The sequence below is a fragment of the Psychroserpens citreus genome (genome assembly GCF_055686305.1).
Window position 1 is genome coordinate 777,262 of record NZ_CM145999.1, and the last position, 20,965, is coordinate 798,226.

Here is a 20,965-nt window from a genome sequence, read left to right on the forward strand (position 1 = left end):
GACTAATCCAAATCAAATCTAAACCCCATAGATAGGTTATGTTGATCAAAAGATTGATCTTTAAACATCGGGCTTAAATCATATTTCACGTACAACCCAAGAGTTCCGTAGCCAACATAACCACTTAAACCATATACAAATGGTGACGCATTATAGTTACGTCTAATTTTTTGTTTCACACGATCACCATTTTCTTCAAATCTCAGTTTTTGCTGGGTTCCAATATTAAAACCTGCATAACCTCCAAGTCCAATTTTGAAGTGCCTATTAGTACTATATCTAAAATAGTTTTTACGCTCAATTTTTCTAGAGGGCCCAAACTCAAAGTGCACAGGAAATACAAGGTTAGTAATTCTAAATTCTGATTCTTTTAACTCACTAGGAAACGCTTCTAAGGTTGTTGTATTTCCATCTTGAACAAAATACATGTCATTTTTTGGAGTTAATTTATTCCATTGAAATGAGAATCCATATTTTAAACGCACAGCATTATTATCTTTAAAAACACGTGTTTTCCATGCCCAACCTAATTCAACAAAACCTGAAGTCAAAAAGGTATAATTGTCACCAATTTTTTGTCCGTCACCAATGGCATTGTTAAAACCGATAGCAAACACAAGATCGCTCGTAGTACGCTTATCATATTTTCTTGGTCTACGGTTGGAATTAATATTTATTCCTGTAAATTTCCCTAGACTTATTCCAAAACGTACAGTTTCATCTAAATCATCATTGTACTCAGTATCATTTCGTTTTAATAATTCTATTTTATTATCAATAATAGCTAATCGGTTTTCAATGTTTAAAGCTCGTTTTTTAGCAGCCTCTTTTTTAAGTTTTTCGGCTTCATTTTTGGTGATTTCGCCCTCATCTAAACGTTGGTTAATATATTCTACTTCTTTCTTTAAGAATTCTCGTTCTTCCTCCTGAATTGTTCTTTTTAGGCTTTCTAAAACCTCAATCTTATAGTTGATTCTTTCATCTGAAATAGAGTCTGACGTCTTGTTTTGTGCATTGGCATTAGATACGATTAGGCATAAAATGAGTAGCACTAAGTACTTAGTAATAGTGTTCATAATGTTTGTTTTTTAATTGATGATTATTTAATTGTTACGCTCGGCTACTGCAGTTTTTACCGTTTTGTAACTTGATTTTAAACTTTCAAATACTTTGGTTCTAAACGATCGTTCCAAATCTTCTTCAACGTCTTGAAGTAAGGCATCTGCATCAACTGTTCGTGTAGTCTCATCGTAAATACGTTGTCTTAAAATATCTTTTTCGGCTTGTTTTAATAGTGCCTCAATCTCAGCGTTGGTTACTTCTCCATTTTTAATTTCTAGCTTTTTAATTTCGCTAGCAACTTCTATAGCTTTAGCATCTTCATAAGTTAATTCATTTAAAGATGAATCAATAGGCGAGTTTTCAACTGAAACATCAGTTACAATTTCAGGCGCTTTGACTTCGTCGAGACTAGCCAGCTTATTTTTTGGCTGATGGGTTATATGTTCTTCGGAAATTGAAGCGACATTTGATTGTTTATTAATAATTGGTGAATTTCTATTTAAGACTGTAGTTTCTTTCTGAACATTCGTTGAATTCACATTAGTATTTGTTTCAACAACCTGGTCAGATTCCTGTGAAATCATCACTTTTTCTTCTTTAGGTTGTGGAGTTTCAGTTGGCACATCTACAACAACATTTGTTGTGTTTTCAATTTTCAAACCATTAAAAAACACCGTTATCACTAATAACACACCTATAAAACTTGCAGCAATACCAACATACAAAAACATGCTTTTAGAATTATTTTTCTTTTTACTATCAAGTTTTGACGATAATTGACTCCACGCATCCTGTGAAGGCTGCAAGGTTCGTTCCTCTAACTTTTCTTTTATATTGTCTTCAAATTTAATTGGTGCCATAACTTGCTGAATTTATGTCCTTAATTTTTTGCTGTAGTACTTGTCTTGCTTTAAATAATTGCGACTTTGATGTACCTTGAGAGATTTTCAAAATCTCTGCAATTTCATTATGCTTATACCCTTCAATGGCGTACATTACAAATACCATTTTATAACCTTCTGGCAACTCATCTATGAGTTGTTGAATTTGAGCCACTTCAATATTCGAATTTATATTATTGTATTGCTCTTGATAAAAGTTTTCATCTTCAACTGAAAATTCTATATGCTTTTTTTGTCTTAGAAAAGAAATAGACTCTCTCACCATAATTCGCCTTAACCAACCTTCGAAGCTTCCCTCATTTTTAAACTTTTTTAAATTAGTGAAGGCTTTAAAAAACCCATTCAACATTACAGATTCTGCGTTTTGTAAATCTCTAATATAATATCTACACACACTTAACATTTTAGGCGCATGAATTTCAAACAATGTGTGCTGTGCATCTCGCTTACCTTTTGCAGCTTTCTTAATCAGTGCAGTGTTATTTTTGTGATGTAATTGAATGACTTTCAAAATAGCTTTCGTTTGGTCTTCTAATTATAAAGACGCAATATCTATACAAATGGTTGCCTAAAACAGAAAAAAATTATTTTTTTCTATCAATAACGTAGTTTACCATTAATTCTAAGGCCGTTTTATATTGAGAATCTGGGTAAGTATTTAAAATCTGTAAGGCTTCTGATTGAAATTGTTTCATTTTTTCAATGGCATAATCTAGACCATTATTAGCTTTCACAAAAACAATGACTTCTTTGACTCTCTTTTTATCCTTATTGTGATTCTTTACTGAGTTTATTAACCAAGCCTTATCTTTTTTAGTACAGGTATTTAAAACATGAATAAGAGGCAATGTCATTTTTTGTTCCTTAATATCTATACCAGTTGGTTTACCTATAGCTTCCTCCCCGTAATCAAACAAATCATCCTTAATTTGAAACGCCATTCCAATGAGCTCGCCAAATCTACGCATAGACTCAACATGGTCAGAATTTGGTTTAACAGAAGCAGCTCCTAAACTACAGCAAGCAGCAATAAGTGTTGCTGTTTTTTGTCTAATGATGTCGTAATAAATAGCTTCAGTAATATCTAACTGCCTAGCTTTTTCAATTTGAAGTAGTTCACCTTCACTCATTTCACGAACAGCTACCGAAATAATCTTTAATAAATCGAAATCATTATTATCAATCGACAACAACAAGCCTTTTGATAATAAAAAGTCACCTATGAGCACAGCTATTTTATTCTTCCAAAGCGCATTAATAGAGAAAAAACCACGTCTGCGGTTACTATCATCAACCACATCGTCATGCACTAAAGTTGCGGTATGAATTAATTCGATAACAGAAGCTCCTCTATAGGTACGTTCACTAACCTGACCATTATCAACCATTTTAGCTACCAAAAACACAAACATAGGGCGCATTTGTTTACCTTTTCGGTTTACGATATAATGCGTAATTCGGTTTAATAGAGCCACCTTGCTTGACATGGAGAGTAGAAACTTTTGTTCAAAAAGCTCCATTTCATAGGCTATAGGCTGTTTTATTTTCTCGGTAATCTTCAAGTAATATTAATCTATTAGGTTGGTAATACAAAATTACTAATTAAGTCTGTATCGATTGATATTCTAACAATAATTCGTTAAAACTTTAATTGGGAAGTTTTGATTATTGTTTTTTTGTATATTTAGATACAATTAATTTAAAATCCGAACTTTATGAAAAAAATTACTTTACTGTTTATTGCTTTATTAGCATTTACCTTTGGTAATGCTCAATCGACTTGTGCGACTGCTACCTCTGTGAGTGCTGGCACGACTACTGTACCAACATTGACTGGCACTGATACTCCTGACCCTTTATGCGCCGCTAATGGAGCAGGTGGTATGGGGCTTGCAGAATGGTATACATTTACTGCAACTGTTGACGGTTTAGCCAATATCACTACTGACTTACCAGCGAATGCTGGAGGCGACACACGTTTCCATGTATATACAGGAGCTTGTGGTGCTCTTACTTGTGTTGGTGGTAATGATGATATTGGTGCAGGAAATTATTTATCTGATGGCTCTTGGGCTGTTTCTACTGGGACTACGTATTATATTGCATTTGACGATAGATGGGACGCTGGTGGATTTGATTTTACATTAAGTGAATCTTCTTATTCTTGCCCAGATTCTTTCCCTTACTCTGATGATTGGACTGATGCCACTCGCTATCAAGTTTGTTATTCTAACGAAGATGCTAATGCTGACGGTACAGGTTGGACGTATAACACCGTTAATGATTTAGATGGTGATGGGTTTAATGATATCGTTGTTAATGTATTCCCTCCAGATCCAACCGTTGCTAAAGATGATTGGTTATTTACACCTGCTTTATCTGGTGTTTCTGGTGCAGATTATACTGTAACTCTGGTATACAATAGTGTTGATCTTAGAGGTACAGCAAATGAAACATTTGACATAGTAGTTTTAGATTCTCCATCTGCTGCTGCTGCTAACCAAACTGTTATTGGTTCATACTCAGGAATAACTCAAAGTGGTGTATTTGGAGATACTATGGGTAATGATTTAATTTCTCAAGCTTACACTAGTATGGCTACTTACACTGCACCTTCTGACGGTGATTTTTATATTGGTATTCATGCTACGACTGATGTATTAAACAGCGATGTATTCATGTTAATGAGTTTATCTGTTGACGAAACTTTAAGTGTAGATGAATTTGATTCGAATACTTTTAAATATTCTTATAATAAAGATATTGATGAGTTAACTTTAGAATCTTCTGAATTACCTTTAGAAAATATTGAAATGTTTAATATTTTAGGACAAAGCGTAATCAATAAAGCCTTAACTCAAAGTACTGAAGTTATTGACATGTCGAGCTTAAAAGATGGTATTTATCTTAGTAAAATAACCATAGCTGGGCGTAGCAAAACGATCAAAATTTTAAAGCAATAATCTTTTCAAGGTTAATAAAAAAAAGAGCTACATAATGTAGCTCTTTTTTTATGTTTTATTTGCCAACTGACCACAAGCTGCATCAATATCTTTACCACGTGATCGTCTTACTGTTACTGTAATGTGTTGGGCTTCTAACATCTTCACATACATATCTATAGCTTTAGAGCTGGCTTGTTGAAATTCTCCATCATCAATTGGATTGTATTCTATTAAATTGACCTTACTAGGAGCGAACTTACAAAACTTGATCAAAGCTTCAACATCACTCATCTTATCATTTATACCATCCCAAACTACATATTCATAAGTGATTCGATTTTTCGTTTTAGAATACCAATATTCTAGAGCTTCTCTTAAATCTTTTAGCGGAAATGTAGCATTAAATGGCATAATGGATGTACGAATCTCATCAACAGCAGAATGCAATGATACTGCCAGTTTAAATTTCACATCATCATCGGCTATTTTTTTTATCATCTTAGGTACTCCTGAAGTAGAAACAACTATACGTTTTGGTGACATTCCAAGACCTTCTGGCGAGGTAATTTTATCAATGGCTTTAAGTACATTTTTGTAATTCATAAGTGGCTCACCCATCCCCATAAACACAATATTACTTAGTGGTCTATTATGATACAATCTGCTCTCCTTATCTATAGCTACCACTTGGTCATAAATTTCATCTGGATTAAGGTTTCTCATTCGCTTTAATCGAGCTGTAGCACAAAATTTACAATCTAAACTACAACCTACTTGGCTAGAGACACATGCGGTGGTTCTATTTTTTGCGGGTATTAAAACAGATTCTACAATTAGCCCATCATGTAAACGCACCGCATTTTTAATAGTACCATCAGCACTTTTTTGCATCTGATCAACTTTGATATGATTAATTACAAAATTATCTTGAAGCTTCTGTCTTGTCTCCTTAGAAATATTAGTCATATCATCAAAAGCATGCGCACCTTTACTCCATAACCACTCATAAACCTGATTACCACGAAAGGCTTTATCACCTTCGTTAACAAAAAACTCTCGTAATTGTTCTTTTGTTAGTGCTCGTATATCTTTCTTTTTAGTCTCCATATCGTTTTACAAAAATAGTTAATCCCGTTCCGATATTCATTATTCTATTTATTTTTTAAAACAGCCTTTATGCATTAGTGGTTGAAACGGCATCCTTTTTACTTGTTATTGATATATTTAAATAATTATAATATTCTAAGTATTTATAGTAAACAGACAATAAAAACACTAAAATTAAAGTAAAAAGATATAGTAGAAAACACGACCCTTTAGGGTAATGCCCAAATAAAAAAAGCCTCAATAACACTATTGAGGCCTTCATTTATATTATGACGTATGATTATATAATTAACATCGCATCACCATAGGTATAAAAACGATACTTTTCTTTGACAGCTTCGTCATAAGCACGTTTCATAAAATCGTGACCTGCAAAAGCAGACACCATCATTAACAAAGTAGATTTTGGTGTATGGAAATTAGTAATCATACTATTAGCAATACTAAAATCATAAGGAGGGAAAATAAATTTATTGGTCCATCCAGAATATTCATTAAGTGTTCCACTAGAAGACACAGAACTTTCTATGGTACGCATTGCAGTTGTACCTACAGCACAAACACGTTTTTTATTAGCGATTCCATGATTAATTATATCGGCAGAAGGTTTTGTGATGAAAATTTCTTCACTATCCATTTTATGCTTCGATAAATCTTCTACTTCCACAGGGTTAAAGGTTCCTAATCCTACGTGTAAAGTTACTTCAGGTAATTCAACTCCTTTAATTTCTAATCGTTTCAATAAGTGTTTAGAAAAGTGTAATCCAGCTGTTGGTGCAGCAACTGCTCCTTCATTTTTAGCAAAAATTGTTTGATAACGCTCCTCATCTTCTGGCTCTACATCTCTTTGGATATACTTTGGAAGTGGTGTTTCACCTAATTCGGTTAGTTTTCTACGAAATTCGCTGTAAGACCCGTCGTATAAGAAACGTAATGTTCTTCCTCTAGATGTAGTATTATCAATAACCTCAGCAACTAAAGTTTCGTCATCTCCAAAGTATAATTTATTCCCAATTCTAATTTTACGAGCTGGATCTACCAATACATCCCAAAGACGTTGCTCTTCATTTAACTCACGTAATAAGAAGACTTCAATTCTAGCTCCAGTTTTCTCTTTATTTCCAAATAATCTCGCAGGAAACACCTTAGTGTTATTTAATATCATGACATCACCTTCGTCAAAATAATCGATGACATCCTTAAATAGTTTATGTTCGATTGTTTGATTGGCTCTATCCAAAACCATTAATCGTGATTCGTCTCTAATATCTGCAGGACGCTCAGCTAATAATTCTTGTGGAAGGTCAAAATTGAAGTGTGATAATTTCATTTAAAGTCGTTTTTAAAATATTAAATAACGTCTACATTATTATTTAATATTATATTATTAATAATAACAGATGCTATCTTTGAGTTTTTACAAGTCGCAAATATACAATCTCAACATAGGGGTTGTCAAGTAAAATGCAGTATTTATTTAGAAAAAATAAAACCAAGCGTTTCTAAGTCTTCCCAAAACGTTGGAAATGATTTTGAAACTACCATATGATCTTCTATAAATAGATTAGTTTTTATAGCCAAAGGTGCAAATGCCATAGCCATTCTATGGTCATTATAAGTTGCAATAGTAATGTCTTTTCGGATAGTTGAGGCAGCATGTAATATTAGGCTATCATCTGTAATATCTACTTGAGCACCCAACTTTTGGAGCTCATTTTGAAGTGCTACCAATCGATCTGTTTCTTTAATTTTTAGCGTATGTAATCCTGTCAAGTAACATTTTGCACCAAGTCCTAAACACGTAACGGCAATAGTTTGAGCTATATCTGGAGAATTATTAAGTTCAAATTCAACTGAATTCTCTTTAAATTGTCCAACCTTTTTGATAGTGATTGCATGGTCTTCAAAGCTTGTTTCAATACCAAAAGTTTTATAGATTTCTGACAATACAGAATCTCCTTGCAGGGAATTTTTCTTATATGAAGACAAGGTAACTTCTGTTCCAATAGGACTCAACGCAATAATACTATAGAAATAAGACGCAGAGGACCAATCAGATTCTACGGTTAATTGTGTAGATTTTAAACCATCTGCTTTAGGTTTAACAGTAATAATTTGCTCATTAAAATCTGTTTCAATACCAACTTGATTTAATAGATCAAGTGTCATATTAATATAAGGGATTGATGTTATCTCTCCTTCTAAAGTTAATTCTAAACCATTATCTAGTTTTGAGGCAATAAGTAATAAAGCCGAAATATATTGGCTACTCACATTGGCTTTAAGTGTCACTTTATGTTTTGATAATTGCTGCCCTTTGATAATTAACGGCGGACAACCTTGTGATTCCTTGTATATAATATTTGCACCTAATTGGTTTAAAGCGTCAACCAAAATAGCAATTGGTCGCTCTTTCATACGATCAGAACCGGTTAATATCACTTCTCTTTCGTTTCTACTTGCAAAATAAGCCGTGAGAAATCGCATGGCAGTTCCTGCATGGTGAATATCAACAACATGAGAGGTAGAAGCCAAAGCCTTAGACATCACGATACTATCATCAGAATTAGAGAGATTGTCTATATGCAATTCTGGATATAACGCTTGTAACAAAAGTAATCTGTTAGATTCGCTCTTTGATCCAGTAATCTTTAGGCTAGATTGTTTTCTTACTTTCGATTTATAAAGATGTAAAACCATAAAATTTCTTCCTAAAAGAGGAGTACGTTTATTTTAATTTTTCATTATTATGATGCCTATCATGGTCGCGCTTTGTCTTTTTGTCCATTTTTCTATCAAAAGAATTTTGTAAATCAATTCCAGTTTGATTGGCCAAACACAAAACTACAAAAACAACATCGGCTAATTCTTCTCCTAGGTCTTTATCTTTATCGCTGTCTTTTTCGCTTTGTTCTCCATAACGTCGTGCAATAATTCTAGCAACTTCACCAACCTCTTCAGTAAGTTGAGCCATATTAGTTAACTCATTGAAGTAACGTACACCATGCTCTTTAATCCATGCATCTACTTGTAATTGTGCATTTTTAATTTCCATTGTTATAACTTTTTTAAGACAATTTTTTCAGATTGTTTTTCAATAACTCTTGAATAAAATCCTTTAAAAACCTCATAATCACTTGCTAATATAATTGGTGATTTCATATTTAATGCAACTGTTAATTGCAAAAAACTACCGTTTTCTTTAGCTAAAAACGTAAAATCTCCTACATCATTAAATTGAATTTTTTCACTTGAAGGTAAGGATTCTAAAGCATAACCTTCAGGAATCATAATGTTAATCATATATCTATCGGAAAAAGGATAAGACAAATCAATAGGAAAGTGTCTTGTATCTTGTTTAAAAGGATTCTCTTCAGAAGCAAAAAATAACATAGGTGAAAAGTATAAATTTCCTCCAATATCTTCAATGCCGTCAGTTAAATTATAATCATAAGTAACTTTTAAAGGTTTGTTACAATCTTTTCTATTATCCATACTCACTTCAACAACTTCAAGTTCTCCATTATTACGTTCTAAGCTTTTTATATGTTCATCAGCACTTATGTTTGCATAACGATTTCTGTAGTTCATTGCTACATAATTTGTTTTTTGTTGACGCACCTTACCTTCAATAGTTAGATCAGGATTAATTTTCACATTAAGCGAAGTTACATCATTTGATAATGTAGATGGAATTAAGTTAATCCAAGCTGAAGTTCCATTTTCACGAATCACACGGCCTTGCCAATTTAACACTCGAGTTGGTAATACATTATAAGTACTATATCGTTCAGTAGCGTCTAACAACACATTAAACCCTTCATTTTCGATCATACAAATTACATAGTTAAAGCCTTGTCTCGTTGGAAATAATGGGATTCCATTATTTTTGGTACTGACTAAAACTGGATTCGCTCTTACCCCAGCGTAACGCAACATTGACACCAACATCAAATTAATATCCGCTACGTTTCCAACACCTTCTTTATATGATTTTCGCACCCCATTTTCACAGCTATATCCATAAAACTCGTTCCAATTCATTTTAGATTTCACATAATTAAATATCAAATGTGATTTTTGTATTGGATCTTCAATTCCAGATAATAAGGCATCAATATCATCTTTGTAAAACGATGATTTATCAAGTTGATCTCCAAAATTAGGATTCTTATAAATACGCTCTGTTACCTTGTCCCAAGAAGTACTATAATATTCTAGATTAGACCTAGGCATTCTGGTCATGCTCAATTCCATAATAAGCTTAGATCTATAATTATCAATATTATTGACAAAAGGCTCATCTTTTAAAGCTGGTACATCTTTTAAATTTGCAGAAATAATATCTACTGTATACACTAAGGGTGTTGTTACATTTTTAGCTGACACATCTAACTTTGGAACATAGGACGCTCTAGGATTTAAGAGTTTATTGTACACAAAATATTCTGGTGTAGTTATTTTCAAATCAAAAACTTTGATCGGAATAGAATATTGAAGATCTACTTCATCTATTTGAATATAAGGTGATTCTATTTTATAGGTAAACTCGATAATACTTCCAACTTTTACATTTGGTAATGTAAAGGATTTATATCTCCAATATTTATTTGCAACTTCATCAAAAACACCATCATTTTTGAGTTTATCTTTGGTCATGTCACCACCATCAAGATTATAAGTATATCCTTTTAAACCACGTACACTTTCACTATTTGCTGATGATCTATTATATAATCTTATCTTATTAGTAGCCCAATCTAGACCTTTTTTATTCAAAATTTTTATACGTTGATGTACTTCAACTTCTTGAACAAACCCTTTATTGTCCTGATAATCAAACCAGACTCTATGGTTTCGATAGAGCATAATGGCTCCTATTGTAGAGTCATTAACATCAATAGTCTCAGCGAAATCTTCTTTTGACACTTTACCAAATTTAAAGTTTTGGCTTTGTACGCAAAATGTAAGTAATATTAATACAATGGTTAGGTTGGTTTTCATAGTTAGGTTTTTGATATACATACAATTTTAGTTTTATCATGTCTTACTATTTGAGACATGAAATCTCGAAAAGCTTTATAATCTTCTTTTGGATAATAGCCTTTATTGAGCATATAGGTTCTTTTGTACAATAATTCATTTTCAGAAATCTTTTCAATTGAAAATGAATAGCTGCCATATTGATTGGATATGGACACATTATCAGGAACAGCTTCTATTTTAAGTGAAGAATCAATATTAATCACAAATTCATCCTTATCAATAAATCCACGCTCAATTTCAAAATCTAATGTTCGCTTCTTATATCGCGTTGGAATATTCGTTTTTTTATTAAAGGCGTTTGGTTGCAATAAAAAACGTTTCCCGCTTTTAGTGGCATAACTTGGTGATGATACTTTAGCTTTTTCGGTGAAAACGATGCTATCTTTATCGTTATGATATTCTACCTCATCAATTGATAAATTATTGATATAATTCCAATATTCCTTTAAGTCTAATTTCTGCTCACGTAATGGCTTGTTTTGAACGCCTTCATGAAGCGCATATTGATAACCATAAGTTTTTATAGTGACGTTTGCTGACATGGAACCATCACTAGCAAAGTTAATCGTTGCTTTGGTGTCTTGTAAATTATCCTCTGTTGAGTATACCGTTGTATGCACTATTTTTCCACCTTGTGGAGTAATAAGCAATGCATCTCTATCGTCTGTAAAACCTGCTGTAAAACCAAAGGGATTTGTTTGACTGGTACACTCTAACCAAATATCTTTGTCTTTATTTGTTATACATAAAACAGCATGATTTCCTTGTACTGATGAAAAATCTTCATCGATACTTCGAAGGTTTCTATCACCATAAATAATGGCATAGTTTGCTTCAATCCCAATCTCTTTAAGTAACACTTTAGTATAATTTGACAACCCTTTGCAATCGGCATAGCCTAATCTATCTACCTCACCAGCAAGCATTGGTTTCCAACCTCCAATACCAACTTGAACGCTTATGTAACGTGTTTTATTTTGCATGTATTCATAAACACGCTTTGCTTTTTCATAATCGGTAGTTGCACTTTGAGTAAGCATTTTAACTTCATTAACCACCTCAACAGGTAACACCTCAGTTTCGACAAGCAATTTATCATGAACCCATTTCCCAAAATCTTCCCAGTTATTATTTGTTCCAACAACACCCTCCATGTCAAATTTAGTTAAAGCTGCTTTCAGTTTGGGTGCAAAAGTTTCAAATGATGGACTATAGGCTTCTCTTTTAAGCGCCATCAAATTCTTGGCAGAATAATGATAATCACTATACTGCTCTATGGTATAATTTTCGAAATTAGATGATTTCAGTTTTATTTCAACATCAGATTCATTAACAATTTTATATTCTGAAAATTCGGTACTAGCATAAAATCCATCTATAGGGTTCCAATTTGGCAAAAAAGCAGTTGAATGATATACCACTTCAGTCTCAAATAATATAGTATAAGGATAGTTAATTGGGGTATAATCTAGATATTTTACGCGACTGTCAGAATACAATGTTCCGCCACTAACGGCACTCACATCTTGAAAATCATTTTTTTTTATTTTCTTAATTTCATCTCCATTAGCATTGTAGACTCTAGCCTCAAGTTTACTAATGTTGATATTTTTATCGTAATGCACATAAGCTCCAGGCTTGGAATCTCCTTGGGCGTTTAATACAGTAACTATACGTTTGTTAGTATATATAAACTTGTCAAAAGATTTAATTTCAATAGTCGTTTGATCATACCTCACCACAGCATTGGCCTTTGTTTTTAATTCTATAGGAATAGAATAGGCGTCAAAAACAGTATCATCTTGTGCATATAAACATATAGATAATGACATTAAAATCAATGTCATTAGAATTCTAAAGGGCCTCATAAATAGCTTTAGTTAAGTGTTACTCAAATATAGCTTTTTTTCTACAATCAACAGGTTTTAAAATCGTAAAAATACTATGGTTTTATTGTGTTTTTATCTGGTTTGAAACCCTTTAGATACATATAAAGCAATTAATATTATTCCACAAGGAATTGCTATATATTTTAGCTCGCTCAATATAACACGAAGTCCCCATTCTGAAAAAAACTCCTCAACACCAATTGGAGATACTTTTATGATTTTAAATGGAAAGAAGTGTCTAGAATTTTCAAAGGGAATAAAAAAGCCGACACCTCTACCTCCTGTGGTCAACGCATCAAGAAATCCGTGAGACAATGTTGATAACAGCAAGACTAACATAAAAACTCGTTTCTTCGTTTTCCCAAACAGAGCGGTCAACATACCACTCCATAGAATTGTGAACAGAATTGAATGTGTAAATCCTCTATGCCCTAATGGATCCATATAGTTGATTCCAAAATGAAACCCTATGACATCTAAATCTGGAAGCATTGATGAGCCAATAGCTAAAAACACTAATAGCTTGCTAGCCTTTGAATCTATCACTTTTGTTGTGGTGTATGCAACTAAGCCATGTCCAAATACTGATGCCATTACTGTTTATTCTTAGTATCAATTATAATAGTTACTGGTCCATCGTTAAGTAATTCAACCTTCATATCTGCACCAAATTGTCCAGTTTGAATTGTTTTTCCTAAATCTGATTCCAGTTGCTTAACAAAGGCTTCATATAATAGAACAGCCACATCTGGCTTTGCAGCTTTAATATAACTTGGTCGATTTCCTTTTTTAGTGCTTGCATGTAAGGTAAACTGACTTACAACGATAGCATCATCTTGCATTTGAAGAAGTGATTTATTCATAACACCATTCTCATCAGAAAAAATACGAAGGTTTGCAATTTTATTAGACAACCATTTGATATCGTCTTGAGTATCGTCATTAACAATTCCCAACAGCACAAGTAAACCTGAATTGATATTGGCTACTTTTTGGTTATCAATAGTAACTGAAGCTTTTGATACACGTTGAATAACAGCTCTCATCGTTATTGTCCTTCCCAGTTATCAGTTCTATAATGCTCATCTTCGCCTTCTAAAATTTGCAAATAACTTCGATATCTAGAATAGGCAATTTCATCATCATCTAAGGCCTCTTTCACGGCACATTTAGGCTCTTCCACATGAAGACAATTATTAAATTTACAACCTTGTTTCAATTCAAAAAACTCTGGAAAATAATCGCCGACTTCTTCTTTATCCATATCAACGACCCCAAATCCTTTAATACCAGGTGTATCAATGATTTTCGCATCAAAACTCAAATCAAACATTTCAGCAAAGGTGGTTGTGTGTTGTCCTTGACTATGCTGTGAAGAAATTGCTTTGGTTTTTAAATCCAAACCTGGTTCAATCGCATTTACTAAAGTTGATTTTCCTACACCAGAATGTCCTGCAAACATACTTACATTATCTACCATTAATGATTTAACTTTATCTACATTTTTACCTGTTTCTGCAGAAATACCAATACACTCATAACCAATCTTTCTGTACACATGAGCTAAATAGCGTACTTCATCTAAAGTCTCTTTATCATAGGTGTCTATTTTATTGAACAAGAGAATTGTCTTAACTGAATAGGCTTCGGCAGTCACCAAAAAACGATCAATAAAACTTGTAAACGTTGGTGGATTATCTATGGTAATAAGCAGAAAAACTTGATCTACATTTGATGCAATGATATGTGTTTGTTTGGATAGGTTTACCGATTTTCTGACAATATAATTAATACGGTCATGGATATTGTATATCACACCAGTAACCTCATCATTATTGGTTTCTAACTCAAAATCAACAATGTCTCCTACTGCAATGGGATTCGTACTTTTAATACCTTTTATACGAAATTTCCCTTTGATTCTACATTGGTATGTAGCACCAAGATCTGTTTTCACAGTATACCAACTTCCGGTTGATTTATAAATGAGTCCTGTCATAACAACAAAGATGCTAATTATTGTAGCATTAACCAATAAAAAAAGACCATCGATTGACGGCCTTTTAACTTATAAAACATATTCTTAGTTAATTTTCATACGTCCAAGTTTGTCTTGAGACTTCCTAGATGAATAAATAATATACTCGGTTGGTGAACTTCTGTAATGCACTCTTGGTCTCAACACCAATTGAAATTTTTCAACATCTTCTTGATCTACACGAGTCATTTTTCCATTATCATCAAACATAACAGCTGCAGGAACAGCTTTGTTATAATTTCCTAACCATTTAATTTCTTCAATATCAGTTACACCATAGTTCTTTGTATTATCATTAAATAAAACAGTAAGTTGTCCATTTTCATAAATTGGCATAGCACTTAAATACTCAGGCCCTTTTCCTAACACTCCAATTGGAATACTAACACTAGCACTAACTGTAAAATTAGAATTCCCAGCAAATGCAGCAAAACCTACTGAAAGAGCAGAATAAGCTGCTTTTTGTTTTTTAGGAATCACATTTGACCAGCCAACCGATCCATCTGGGTTGATTGAAGTTACAATAATTTCATTATTTATATGTGTAACAGGTGTAATTTGTAGTGGTCCAATACCAGAACTCCTACCAACAATTATAAGTTGATACTCTGATAATAATATAAGCCCACCATCATTCTTTTGCACTAAACTATGTGTTACATATAATGGCTTGACATCTTTACCTTTTTTAGCACGACGCTCACCAATTAATTTAACTTTGGTATCATAATCAAACTCGTTAAATTTTAATTGATCTACATTTTTGGTATTAACATCTACAACAGAGGCATAAACACCTTTAAGTTCTTTATTAGCTTTACCATTTTTTCTTACACTTGAGTAAAAGCCTACCAATCTCACTTTACCACTTTCATCGGCAAGCATTTCACAATTGATAATTTCTTTATCTGTAAATGCAATATCGATAACTTCTTTTTGGAATCCGTTTGCCGATTTAAAAGCATGTAGTTGAAATTTCTCGTGATTGGTTTTTGTCTTTTTATCTCTAAAGCTTTCGTTAATAACAATAAAAATATCATCATTAAAATTGACGTCGAAATCGGCAATATCAAACTCTAAACCTTTTCTATCATTAAATGGCACTTTCTCGATGTGCTCTGCAATAACATTAAGACTATTATTAATTAGTTTGATTTCATATTGAATCACTTCTTCTTTATCAAACAAGGCTGCATGTAAAATTAATAATCTATCACGACCTGGCCCTTCTTTGAAATAAAACGCACCTCTTTCGCGTTTTTTTGTCACTTTAGTAGAAAACAATTTCCTAGCATTATCTGTTAATTTCCCATCTTCGGAAACCTCAACTGCTAATAAATTAGAGACTTTTGCTTTTTTATCGTAGACACTTCCAAGAATAAAGATTTTACCATCTAACACAGTAATATCTTCAAAATCTGGTTCTTTATCTTTAAAATCTTTCATTTCAATTTCATTGGTTGAAATCAAAGACATATCATCTGCTTTAAAAACCTTAATATAAAACCCTTTTTTTCTAGTCGCTAAGGTGTAAATTTTACCATTAGCTTCACCAGCGATTCTAACAATTTTTTCTTTGTCAGCTTCTATTTCTTGTCCATGAGTGATTGAAATTGGTCCAATAGTTTGTGCATTAACTATTAATGAGAGACCAACCATCATTAATAAGCACATCATTTTTTTAATCATAAGTAAGTTATCTAGTTGTTGATGTTGAAAGAAATTACTTTCAACAGCAAAAATAGACTTTTAATTGACTTTTCAAATATTAAGAGTCATAATCTAAATCCTTATCGCTTTTTTGGATTCAAGTTGCGTGTCATTAAAGGATAAAAAAGCCTCACAAATTGTGAAGCTTTTTTATTTATTACCCATTAATAATCTTTTCCTGATGATTAATCGATTCTTGATGAATAGCTTTAAACATTCTTAAAATAAATTCTTCACTTAATCCACGCTCATCTCCTTCAAGCACCATTTTTCCTAAGATCTCGTTCCAACGTTTGCTTTGAAGCACAGCAACATTCTTCTGCTTTTTTAGTTGTCCAATACCATCGGCTACTTTCATTCTTTTACCTAGTAAGTCTATAATTTGATGATCTACAACATCAATCTGAGCTCTCAAATTATTTAGCTCAGCATTGTATTCTGCCTCAGGATCTGTTTCTTTTCTTATTCTTAAATCTTCCATGATTTGCACCAATCGTTTAGGCGTAACTTGCTGTGCAGCATCACTCCATGCATTATCTGGATCAACATGTGTTTCAATCATTAAACCGTCAAAATTGAGATCTAAGGCGGTTTGAGACACATCAAAAATCATATCGCGTTTTCCTGTAATATGAGATGGATCATTAATTAAAGGTAGGTCTGGGAACTTATTTTGAAACTCGATTGCTAATTGCCATTCTGGAATATTTCTATATTTTGATTTTTCATAAGTTGAAAACCCTCTATGAATTGCTCCTAATTTATCAATTCCAGCAGTGTACAAACGTTCAATTCCCCCTAACCACAAGGCTAAATCTGGGTTTACTGGATTTTTAACAAGAACTACTTTATCTGTTCCTTTTAAAGCATCAGCAAGTTCTTGCATGATAAACGGACTAACAGTTGATCGTGCTCCAATCCATAATAAATCGATATCATGCTCTAGTGCCAACTCTACGTGATTTCTATTAGCAACTTCTGTAGCGGTTTTTAAACCAGTCTCTTCTTTTACTTTTTGTAACCACTTTAAACCTAAAGCCCCAACACCTTCAAAATTACCTGGACGTGTTCTAGGTTTCCAGATACCAGCTCTGTAATAATTAACATCTGTATCTTTTAGCTCGTGTGCTATTTGTAATACTTGATTTTCAGTTTCAGCACTGCATGGTCCTGCAATAACTAATGGATGATTTAATCCTAAATCATCTAACCATGTTCTCATTTCTTTTTTGTTTTCCATAATTCTCTACTAAACAGGTTTTCATTACACTTCGACTGCGCTCAGTGTGACATATTTACCTGACATTCTTATTGTATTCCGTTTAAAATATCTTTTATATGATTTGTATTTTCCATTTCATTATAGATTTCCTCAAAATCATCAGCTTCCATTAGAAGCTTAAAGTGTTTTAAATTGTTGATATATTCATCAAGAGTCTCTATAACATTCTCTTTATTTTGTTTAAAAATTGGGGTCCACATAGCTGGCGAACTTTTTGCCAAACGTACTGTACTTTCAAAACCACTACCTGCCATATCAAAAATATCGCGCTCGTTCTTTTCCTTTTCTATTACTGTTTTTCCTAACATAAACGAACTGATGTGTGACAAATGCGATACATAAGCAATATGCTTATCATGAGCTTCAGGATTCATATAACGAATACGCATCCCTAAATCTGAAAATAATTGCAATGCCTTTTCTTGAAGTTTAAAAGTGGTTTTTTCTACCTCACAAATGATGTTAGTTTTCTTCTGAAACAAATGTCTAATTGCCGCTTTTGGACCAGAAAATTCTGTACCAGCAATAGGATGTGTTGCTAAAAAATTACGACGGCGTTCGTGATTTTTAATTGCTTCACATACTGGAAGTTTTGTTGAGCCAACATCAATCACTAAAGTATCATCTGAAATAGCGTCCAACACTTTTGGTAATTCTATCAGAGCTTTATCCACAGGAATAGACAGCACGACCAAATCAGCTAAATTTAAATCGTCATAAGTTGCTATGGCATCAATAATATTTAGCTCAAGAGCTTCATCCAAATGTGACATATTAGAATCAATGCCATAGACGGTTACTTGGTCATTATTAGATTTAATATCTAGTGCCAAACTCCCGCCTATTAACCCTACGCCTATTATGTAAACTCTATTCATGTGTTATTTTAATCTTGCTAAAGCGTCTTCCAACTGTTCTTGTGGAGCACACAATGAAATTCTTATATACCTATTTCCGTTACTCCCAAAAATGGTCCCAGGAGTTATGAATACTGACTTTTCTTTTAAGATAACATCAATATAGTTTTCAGCTTCCAAGTAGTCGGGAAGCTTAGCCCAAACAAACAATCCTGTGGCTGTTTTATCATAAGTACATTGTAATGCGTCGGCAATTTGCCAAACAATCTCTCGACGTTGTTCATACACACTATTTAAACTTAAATACCATATATCTGAACAATTCAATGCTTCTATAGCTCCTTTTTGAATGCCTAAAAACATTCCAGAATCCATATTACTTTTAACACGAATTACAGCTTTGATATACTCAGGTTTACCCAATAACATTCCAACACGCCAACCTGCCATATTAAAAGTTTTACTTAACGAATTTAATTCTAAACACACCTCTGAAGCTCCATTATATTTTAATATACTTCTCGGGTATTTATTTAAAATAAAACTATAGGGATTGTCATTAACAATTAAAATATCATTACGCTTAGCAAAGGTGATTAAGTCTTCAAATAACTTATTGGTTGCTTGTGCTCCAGTTGGCATGTGTGGATAATTAACCCACATTAATTTCACTTTTTCTAAACCTCTTTTTTCTAAGGCAAGTAAATCTGGAAGCCAGTTATTATCTTCTGTTAAATCATACATCACTGGTGTTGCTCCAACTAAGTTGGTTACCGATTTATATGTTGGATACCCAGGATTTGGAATTAACACTTCATCACCTTCATTTAAAAATGCCATCGAGATATGCAAAATACCTTCTTTACTTCCCATCAAAGGCAAGACTTCAGTCAATGGGCTGAGAGCCACATTGAAATGACGCTGATAAAAACTAGCAATTGCCTCTCTTAATTCTGGGATCCCTTGGTAACTTTGATACTTATGTGCACCATCATTATTAAAGGTTTCCACCAAAGCGTTGAGTACGCGTTCTGGAGGGTTTAAATCTGGACTTCCAATACCCAAATTAATTATTGGTTTTCCTTGAGACTTAAGCAAGCTTACTTCTCTTAATTTTTTAGAAAAGTAGTATTCTTCAACGTTTTGTAATCGGTTAGCAATCTGCATCATAGTCTTGCATTTTTATATTCTCCCAATACTTTAAAATCTTGAGCCATAATACTCATTATAGATTTTGCTTTTTCAAAATCTTTATAGGTTTCAAAAGTTAAATCCACAAAAAAAGCATATTTCCAAGGTGTTTCAATTTTTGGGAGCGATTGTATCTTCGTTAAATTTAACTTACAATCACTTAATACGTTTAAAATTGTCGCTAAACTTCCTCTTTTATGGTCTAATTCAAATTTTACTGAAGCCTTATTGATTTGATCTTCGGAAATTTCAGAGTTTTTAGTTTTTACAACCACAAATCGAGTCTCATTATGCTTTATGGTTTGAATACTCTCAGAAACAATTTCTAGTTCAAATAAATCTGCTGCTAATCGCGAAGCAATTGCTGCAACCTGTTTAGTTTGCTGTTTTTGAATTCGCTGAGCAACTTCGGCAGTATCTTTATCTTCAATAAGCTTAATATGTGGATATTGCTTGAAAAATGCTTTACACTGCAATAATGCCATAGGATGTGAATACACTTCCTTAATATCATCAATAGTTTGGTTTGGCAATGCCATTAAATGATGCTGAATATCTAAATAATGCTCACCAATTATATGCAAATTATAATCATCTATCAAGGCATAATTTGGGATTATAGATCCTGCTATAGAATTTTCAATAGCCATGATAGCTGCATCACTTTCTTTGGTTAAAATACTATCAACTACACTATCAAATGTTAAACATTGACGCAATTCAACTCTACCACCAAAAAATTGTTGAGATACAATATGGTGAAATGATCCTTTTACTCCTTGTATGGCTATCGATGTTATCATAAAAAAAGTCTCGATTTACATCGAGACTTATATTATATTTATTTTAAATAAACTATACATATAACGTCTCTCTCTTTTCATTAAAAAAGAAATAAAACCAGTTAAAATATGTATGATTCAAAGTATTCATGTG

19 protein-coding genes are annotated in these 20,965 nt (G+C 32.8%); 1 reads left to right on the forward strand and 18 read right to left on the reverse strand.

The features are described from left to right. Nucleotides 1-2: 2 nt before the first annotated feature. From ACTU6T_RS03575 to ACTU6T_RS03590, 4 genes are all read right to left on the reverse strand, one after another. Nucleotides 3-1,076, reverse strand: coding sequence for a hypothetical protein (locus ACTU6T_RS03575; RefSeq protein ID WP_460219891.1), 1,074 nt, complete (start codon nucleotides 1,074-1,076; stop codon nucleotides 3-5). 27 nt (nucleotides 1,077-1,103) lie between these two features. After that, nucleotides 1,104-1,922 (reverse strand): hypothetical protein, encoded by an 819-nt coding sequence (locus tag ACTU6T_RS03580; protein ID WP_460219892.1) that lies wholly within the window; start codon nucleotides 1,920-1,922, stop codon nucleotides 1,104-1,106. Then, the gene (locus ACTU6T_RS03585) at nucleotides 1,909-2,475 is read right to left on the reverse strand and encodes an RNA polymerase sigma factor (protein ID WP_460219893.1); all 567 of its coding nucleotides are present in this window, start codon (nucleotides 2,473-2,475) and stop codon (nucleotides 1,909-1,911) included. Before ACTU6T_RS03585 ends, ACTU6T_RS03580 begins: the two co-directional genes overlap by 14 nt. Nucleotides 2,476-2,548: 73 nt before the next feature. After that, nucleotides 2,549-3,526 (reverse strand): polyprenyl synthetase family protein, encoded by a 978-nt coding sequence (locus ACTU6T_RS03590; RefSeq protein ID WP_460219894.1) that lies wholly within the window; start codon nucleotides 3,524-3,526, stop codon nucleotides 2,549-2,551. A 153-nt stretch (nucleotides 3,527-3,679) separates the two neighbouring features. On the opposite strand from ACTU6T_RS03590, the gene ACTU6T_RS03595 reads away from it, so the two are divergent. Further along, nucleotides 3,680-4,927 (forward strand): T9SS type A sorting domain-containing protein, encoded by a 1,248-nt coding sequence (locus ACTU6T_RS03595; RefSeq protein WP_460219895.1) that lies wholly within the window; start codon nucleotides 3,680-3,682, stop codon nucleotides 4,925-4,927. A 48-nt stretch (nucleotides 4,928-4,975) separates the two neighbouring features. Here the strand turns inward: ACTU6T_RS03595 and rlmN are convergent, their stop codons facing one another. The 14 genes from rlmN to ACTU6T_RS03665 all read right to left on the reverse strand — a co-directional run bounded on the left by rlmN (nucleotide 4,976) and on the right by ACTU6T_RS03665 (nucleotide 20,832). After that, a complete protein-coding gene (gene rlmN / locus ACTU6T_RS03600; RefSeq protein WP_460219896.1) occupies nucleotides 4,976-6,016 on the reverse strand; it encodes a dual-specificity RNA methyltransferase RlmN in 1,041 nt (346 codons plus the stop codon). Between the two features lie 280 nt (nucleotides 6,017-6,296). Further along, a complete protein-coding gene (queA, locus tag ACTU6T_RS03605) occupies nucleotides 6,297-7,346 on the reverse strand; it encodes a tRNA preQ1(34) S-adenosylmethionine ribosyltransferase-isomerase QueA (protein WP_460219897.1) in 1,050 nt (349 codons plus the stop codon). A 143-nt stretch (nucleotides 7,347-7,489) separates the two neighbouring features. Beyond that, nucleotides 7,490-8,716 carry a 3-phosphoshikimate 1-carboxyvinyltransferase gene (locus ACTU6T_RS03610; RefSeq protein ID WP_460219898.1) on the reverse strand — a complete coding sequence of 409 codons (1,227 nt, stop codon included), beginning with the start codon at nucleotides 8,714-8,716 and terminating at the stop codon, nucleotides 7,490-7,492. Between the two features lie 28 nt (nucleotides 8,717-8,744). Then, nucleotides 8,745-9,071: a nucleotide pyrophosphohydrolase gene (locus tag ACTU6T_RS03615; protein WP_460219899.1), complete on the reverse strand. Its 327-nt coding sequence runs from the start codon at nucleotides 9,069-9,071 to the stop codon at nucleotides 8,745-8,747. Between the two features lie 2 nt (nucleotides 9,072-9,073). After that, complete coding sequence (locus ACTU6T_RS03620) at nucleotides 9,074-11,020, reverse strand: DUF3857 domain-containing protein (protein ID WP_460219900.1); 1,947 nt, start codon at nucleotides 11,018-11,020, stop codon at nucleotides 9,074-9,076. A 2-nt stretch (nucleotides 11,021-11,022) separates the two neighbouring features. After that, complete coding sequence (locus ACTU6T_RS03625) at nucleotides 11,023-12,894, reverse strand: DUF3857 domain-containing protein (RefSeq protein ID WP_460219901.1); 1,872 nt, start codon at nucleotides 12,892-12,894, stop codon at nucleotides 11,023-11,025. A gap of 129 nt (nucleotides 12,895-13,023) precedes the next feature. Beyond that, nucleotides 13,024-13,545 (reverse strand): metal-dependent hydrolase, encoded by a 522-nt coding sequence (locus ACTU6T_RS03630; protein ID WP_460219902.1) that lies wholly within the window; start codon nucleotides 13,543-13,545, stop codon nucleotides 13,024-13,026. Continuing rightward, a complete protein-coding gene (gene dtd / locus ACTU6T_RS03635) occupies nucleotides 13,545-13,997 on the reverse strand; it encodes a D-aminoacyl-tRNA deacylase (protein WP_460219903.1) in 453 nt (150 codons plus the stop codon). The genes ACTU6T_RS03630 and dtd overlap by 1 nt, the downstream gene beginning before the upstream one ends. Nucleotides 13,998-13,999: 2 nt before the next feature. Continuing rightward, nucleotides 14,000-14,950, reverse strand: a complete 951-nt coding sequence (rsgA, locus tag ACTU6T_RS03640; RefSeq protein ID WP_460219904.1) for a ribosome small subunit-dependent GTPase A — start codon at nucleotides 14,948-14,950, stop codon at nucleotides 14,000-14,002. A gap of 84 nt (nucleotides 14,951-15,034) precedes the next feature. Next, a complete protein-coding gene (locus ACTU6T_RS03645) occupies nucleotides 15,035-16,678 on the reverse strand; it encodes a hypothetical protein (protein WP_460219905.1) in 1,644 nt (547 codons plus the stop codon). Nucleotides 16,679-16,856: 178 nt separating this feature from the next. Beyond that, nucleotides 16,857-17,939, reverse strand: coding sequence for a chorismate mutase (locus ACTU6T_RS03650; RefSeq protein ID WP_460219906.1), 1,083 nt, complete (start codon nucleotides 17,937-17,939; stop codon nucleotides 16,857-16,859). Nucleotides 17,940-18,007: 68 nt separating this feature from the next. After that, the gene (locus ACTU6T_RS03655) at nucleotides 18,008-18,859 is read right to left on the reverse strand and encodes a prephenate dehydrogenase (protein ID WP_460219907.1); all 852 of its coding nucleotides are present in this window, start codon (nucleotides 18,857-18,859) and stop codon (nucleotides 18,008-18,010) included. Nucleotides 18,860-18,862: 3 nt separating this feature from the next. Continuing rightward, the gene (locus tag ACTU6T_RS03660) at nucleotides 18,863-20,008 is read right to left on the reverse strand and encodes a pyridoxal phosphate-dependent aminotransferase (protein WP_460219908.1); all 1,146 of its coding nucleotides are present in this window, start codon (nucleotides 20,006-20,008) and stop codon (nucleotides 18,863-18,865) included. Continuing rightward, nucleotides 20,005-20,832, reverse strand: coding sequence for a prephenate dehydratase (locus ACTU6T_RS03665; RefSeq protein ID WP_460219909.1), 828 nt, complete (start codon nucleotides 20,830-20,832; stop codon nucleotides 20,005-20,007). The genes ACTU6T_RS03660 and ACTU6T_RS03665 overlap by 4 nt, the downstream gene beginning before the upstream one ends. Nucleotides 20,833-20,965 lie beyond the last annotated feature (133 nt).

What these genes read in the sequence shown, in the direction of transcription:
- ACTU6T_RS03660 (WP_460219908.1), bottom strand. Translation starts at nt 20,008, where the DNA reads ATGATGCAGATTGCTAACCGATTACAAAACGTTGAAGAATACTACTTT.
- queA (WP_460219897.1), bottom strand. Translation starts at nt 7,346, where the DNA reads ATGAAATTATCACACTTCAATTTTGACCTTCCACAAGAATTATTAGCT.
- ACTU6T_RS03580 (WP_460219892.1), bottom strand. Translation starts at nt 1,922, where the DNA reads ATGGCACCAATTAAATTTGAAGACAATATAAAAGAAAAGTTAGAGGAA.
- ACTU6T_RS03610 (WP_460219898.1), bottom strand. Translation starts at nt 8,716, where the DNA reads ATGGTTTTACATCTTTATAAATCGAAAGTAAGAAAACAATCTAGCCTA.
- ACTU6T_RS03575 (WP_460219891.1), bottom strand. Translation starts at nt 1,076, where the DNA reads ATGAACACTATTACTAAGTACTTAGTGCTACTCATTTTATGCCTAATC.
- ACTU6T_RS03630 (WP_460219902.1), bottom strand. Translation starts at nt 13,545, where the DNA reads ATGGCATCAGTATTTGGACATGGCTTAGTTGCATACACCACAACAAAA.
- ACTU6T_RS03615 (WP_460219899.1), bottom strand. Translation starts at nt 9,071, where the DNA reads ATGGAAATTAAAAATGCACAATTACAAGTAGATGCATGGATTAAAGAG.
- ACTU6T_RS03665 (WP_460219909.1), bottom strand. Translation starts at nt 20,832, where the DNA reads ATGATAACATCGATAGCCATACAAGGAGTAAAAGGATCATTTCACCAT.
- ACTU6T_RS03655 (WP_460219907.1), bottom strand. Translation starts at nt 18,859, where the DNA reads ATGAATAGAGTTTACATAATAGGCGTAGGGTTAATAGGCGGGAGTTTG.
- ACTU6T_RS03645 (WP_460219905.1), bottom strand. Translation starts at nt 16,678, where the DNA reads ATGATTAAAAAAATGATGTGCTTATTAATGATGGTTGGTCTCTCATTA.
- ACTU6T_RS03625 (WP_460219901.1), bottom strand. Translation starts at nt 12,894, where the DNA reads ATGTCATTATCTATATGTTTATATGCACAAGATGATACTGTTTTTGAC.
- ACTU6T_RS03620 (WP_460219900.1), bottom strand. Translation starts at nt 11,020, where the DNA reads ATGAAAACCAACCTAACCATTGTATTAATATTACTTACATTTTGCGTA.
- ACTU6T_RS03650 (WP_460219906.1), bottom strand. Translation starts at nt 17,939, where the DNA reads ATGGAAAACAAAAAAGAAATGAGAACATGGTTAGATGATTTAGGATTA.
- rsgA (WP_460219904.1), bottom strand. Translation starts at nt 14,950, where the DNA reads ATGACAGGACTCATTTATAAATCAACCGGAAGTTGGTATACTGTGAAA.
- ACTU6T_RS03595 (WP_460219895.1), top strand. Translation starts at nt 3,680, where the DNA reads ATGAAAAAAATTACTTTACTGTTTATTGCTTTATTAGCATTTACCTTT.
- rlmN (WP_460219896.1), bottom strand. Translation starts at nt 6,016, where the DNA reads ATGGAGACTAAAAAGAAAGATATACGAGCACTAACAAAAGAACAATTA.
- dtd (WP_460219903.1), bottom strand. Translation starts at nt 13,997, where the DNA reads ATGAGAGCTGTTATTCAACGTGTATCAAAAGCTTCAGTTACTATTGAT.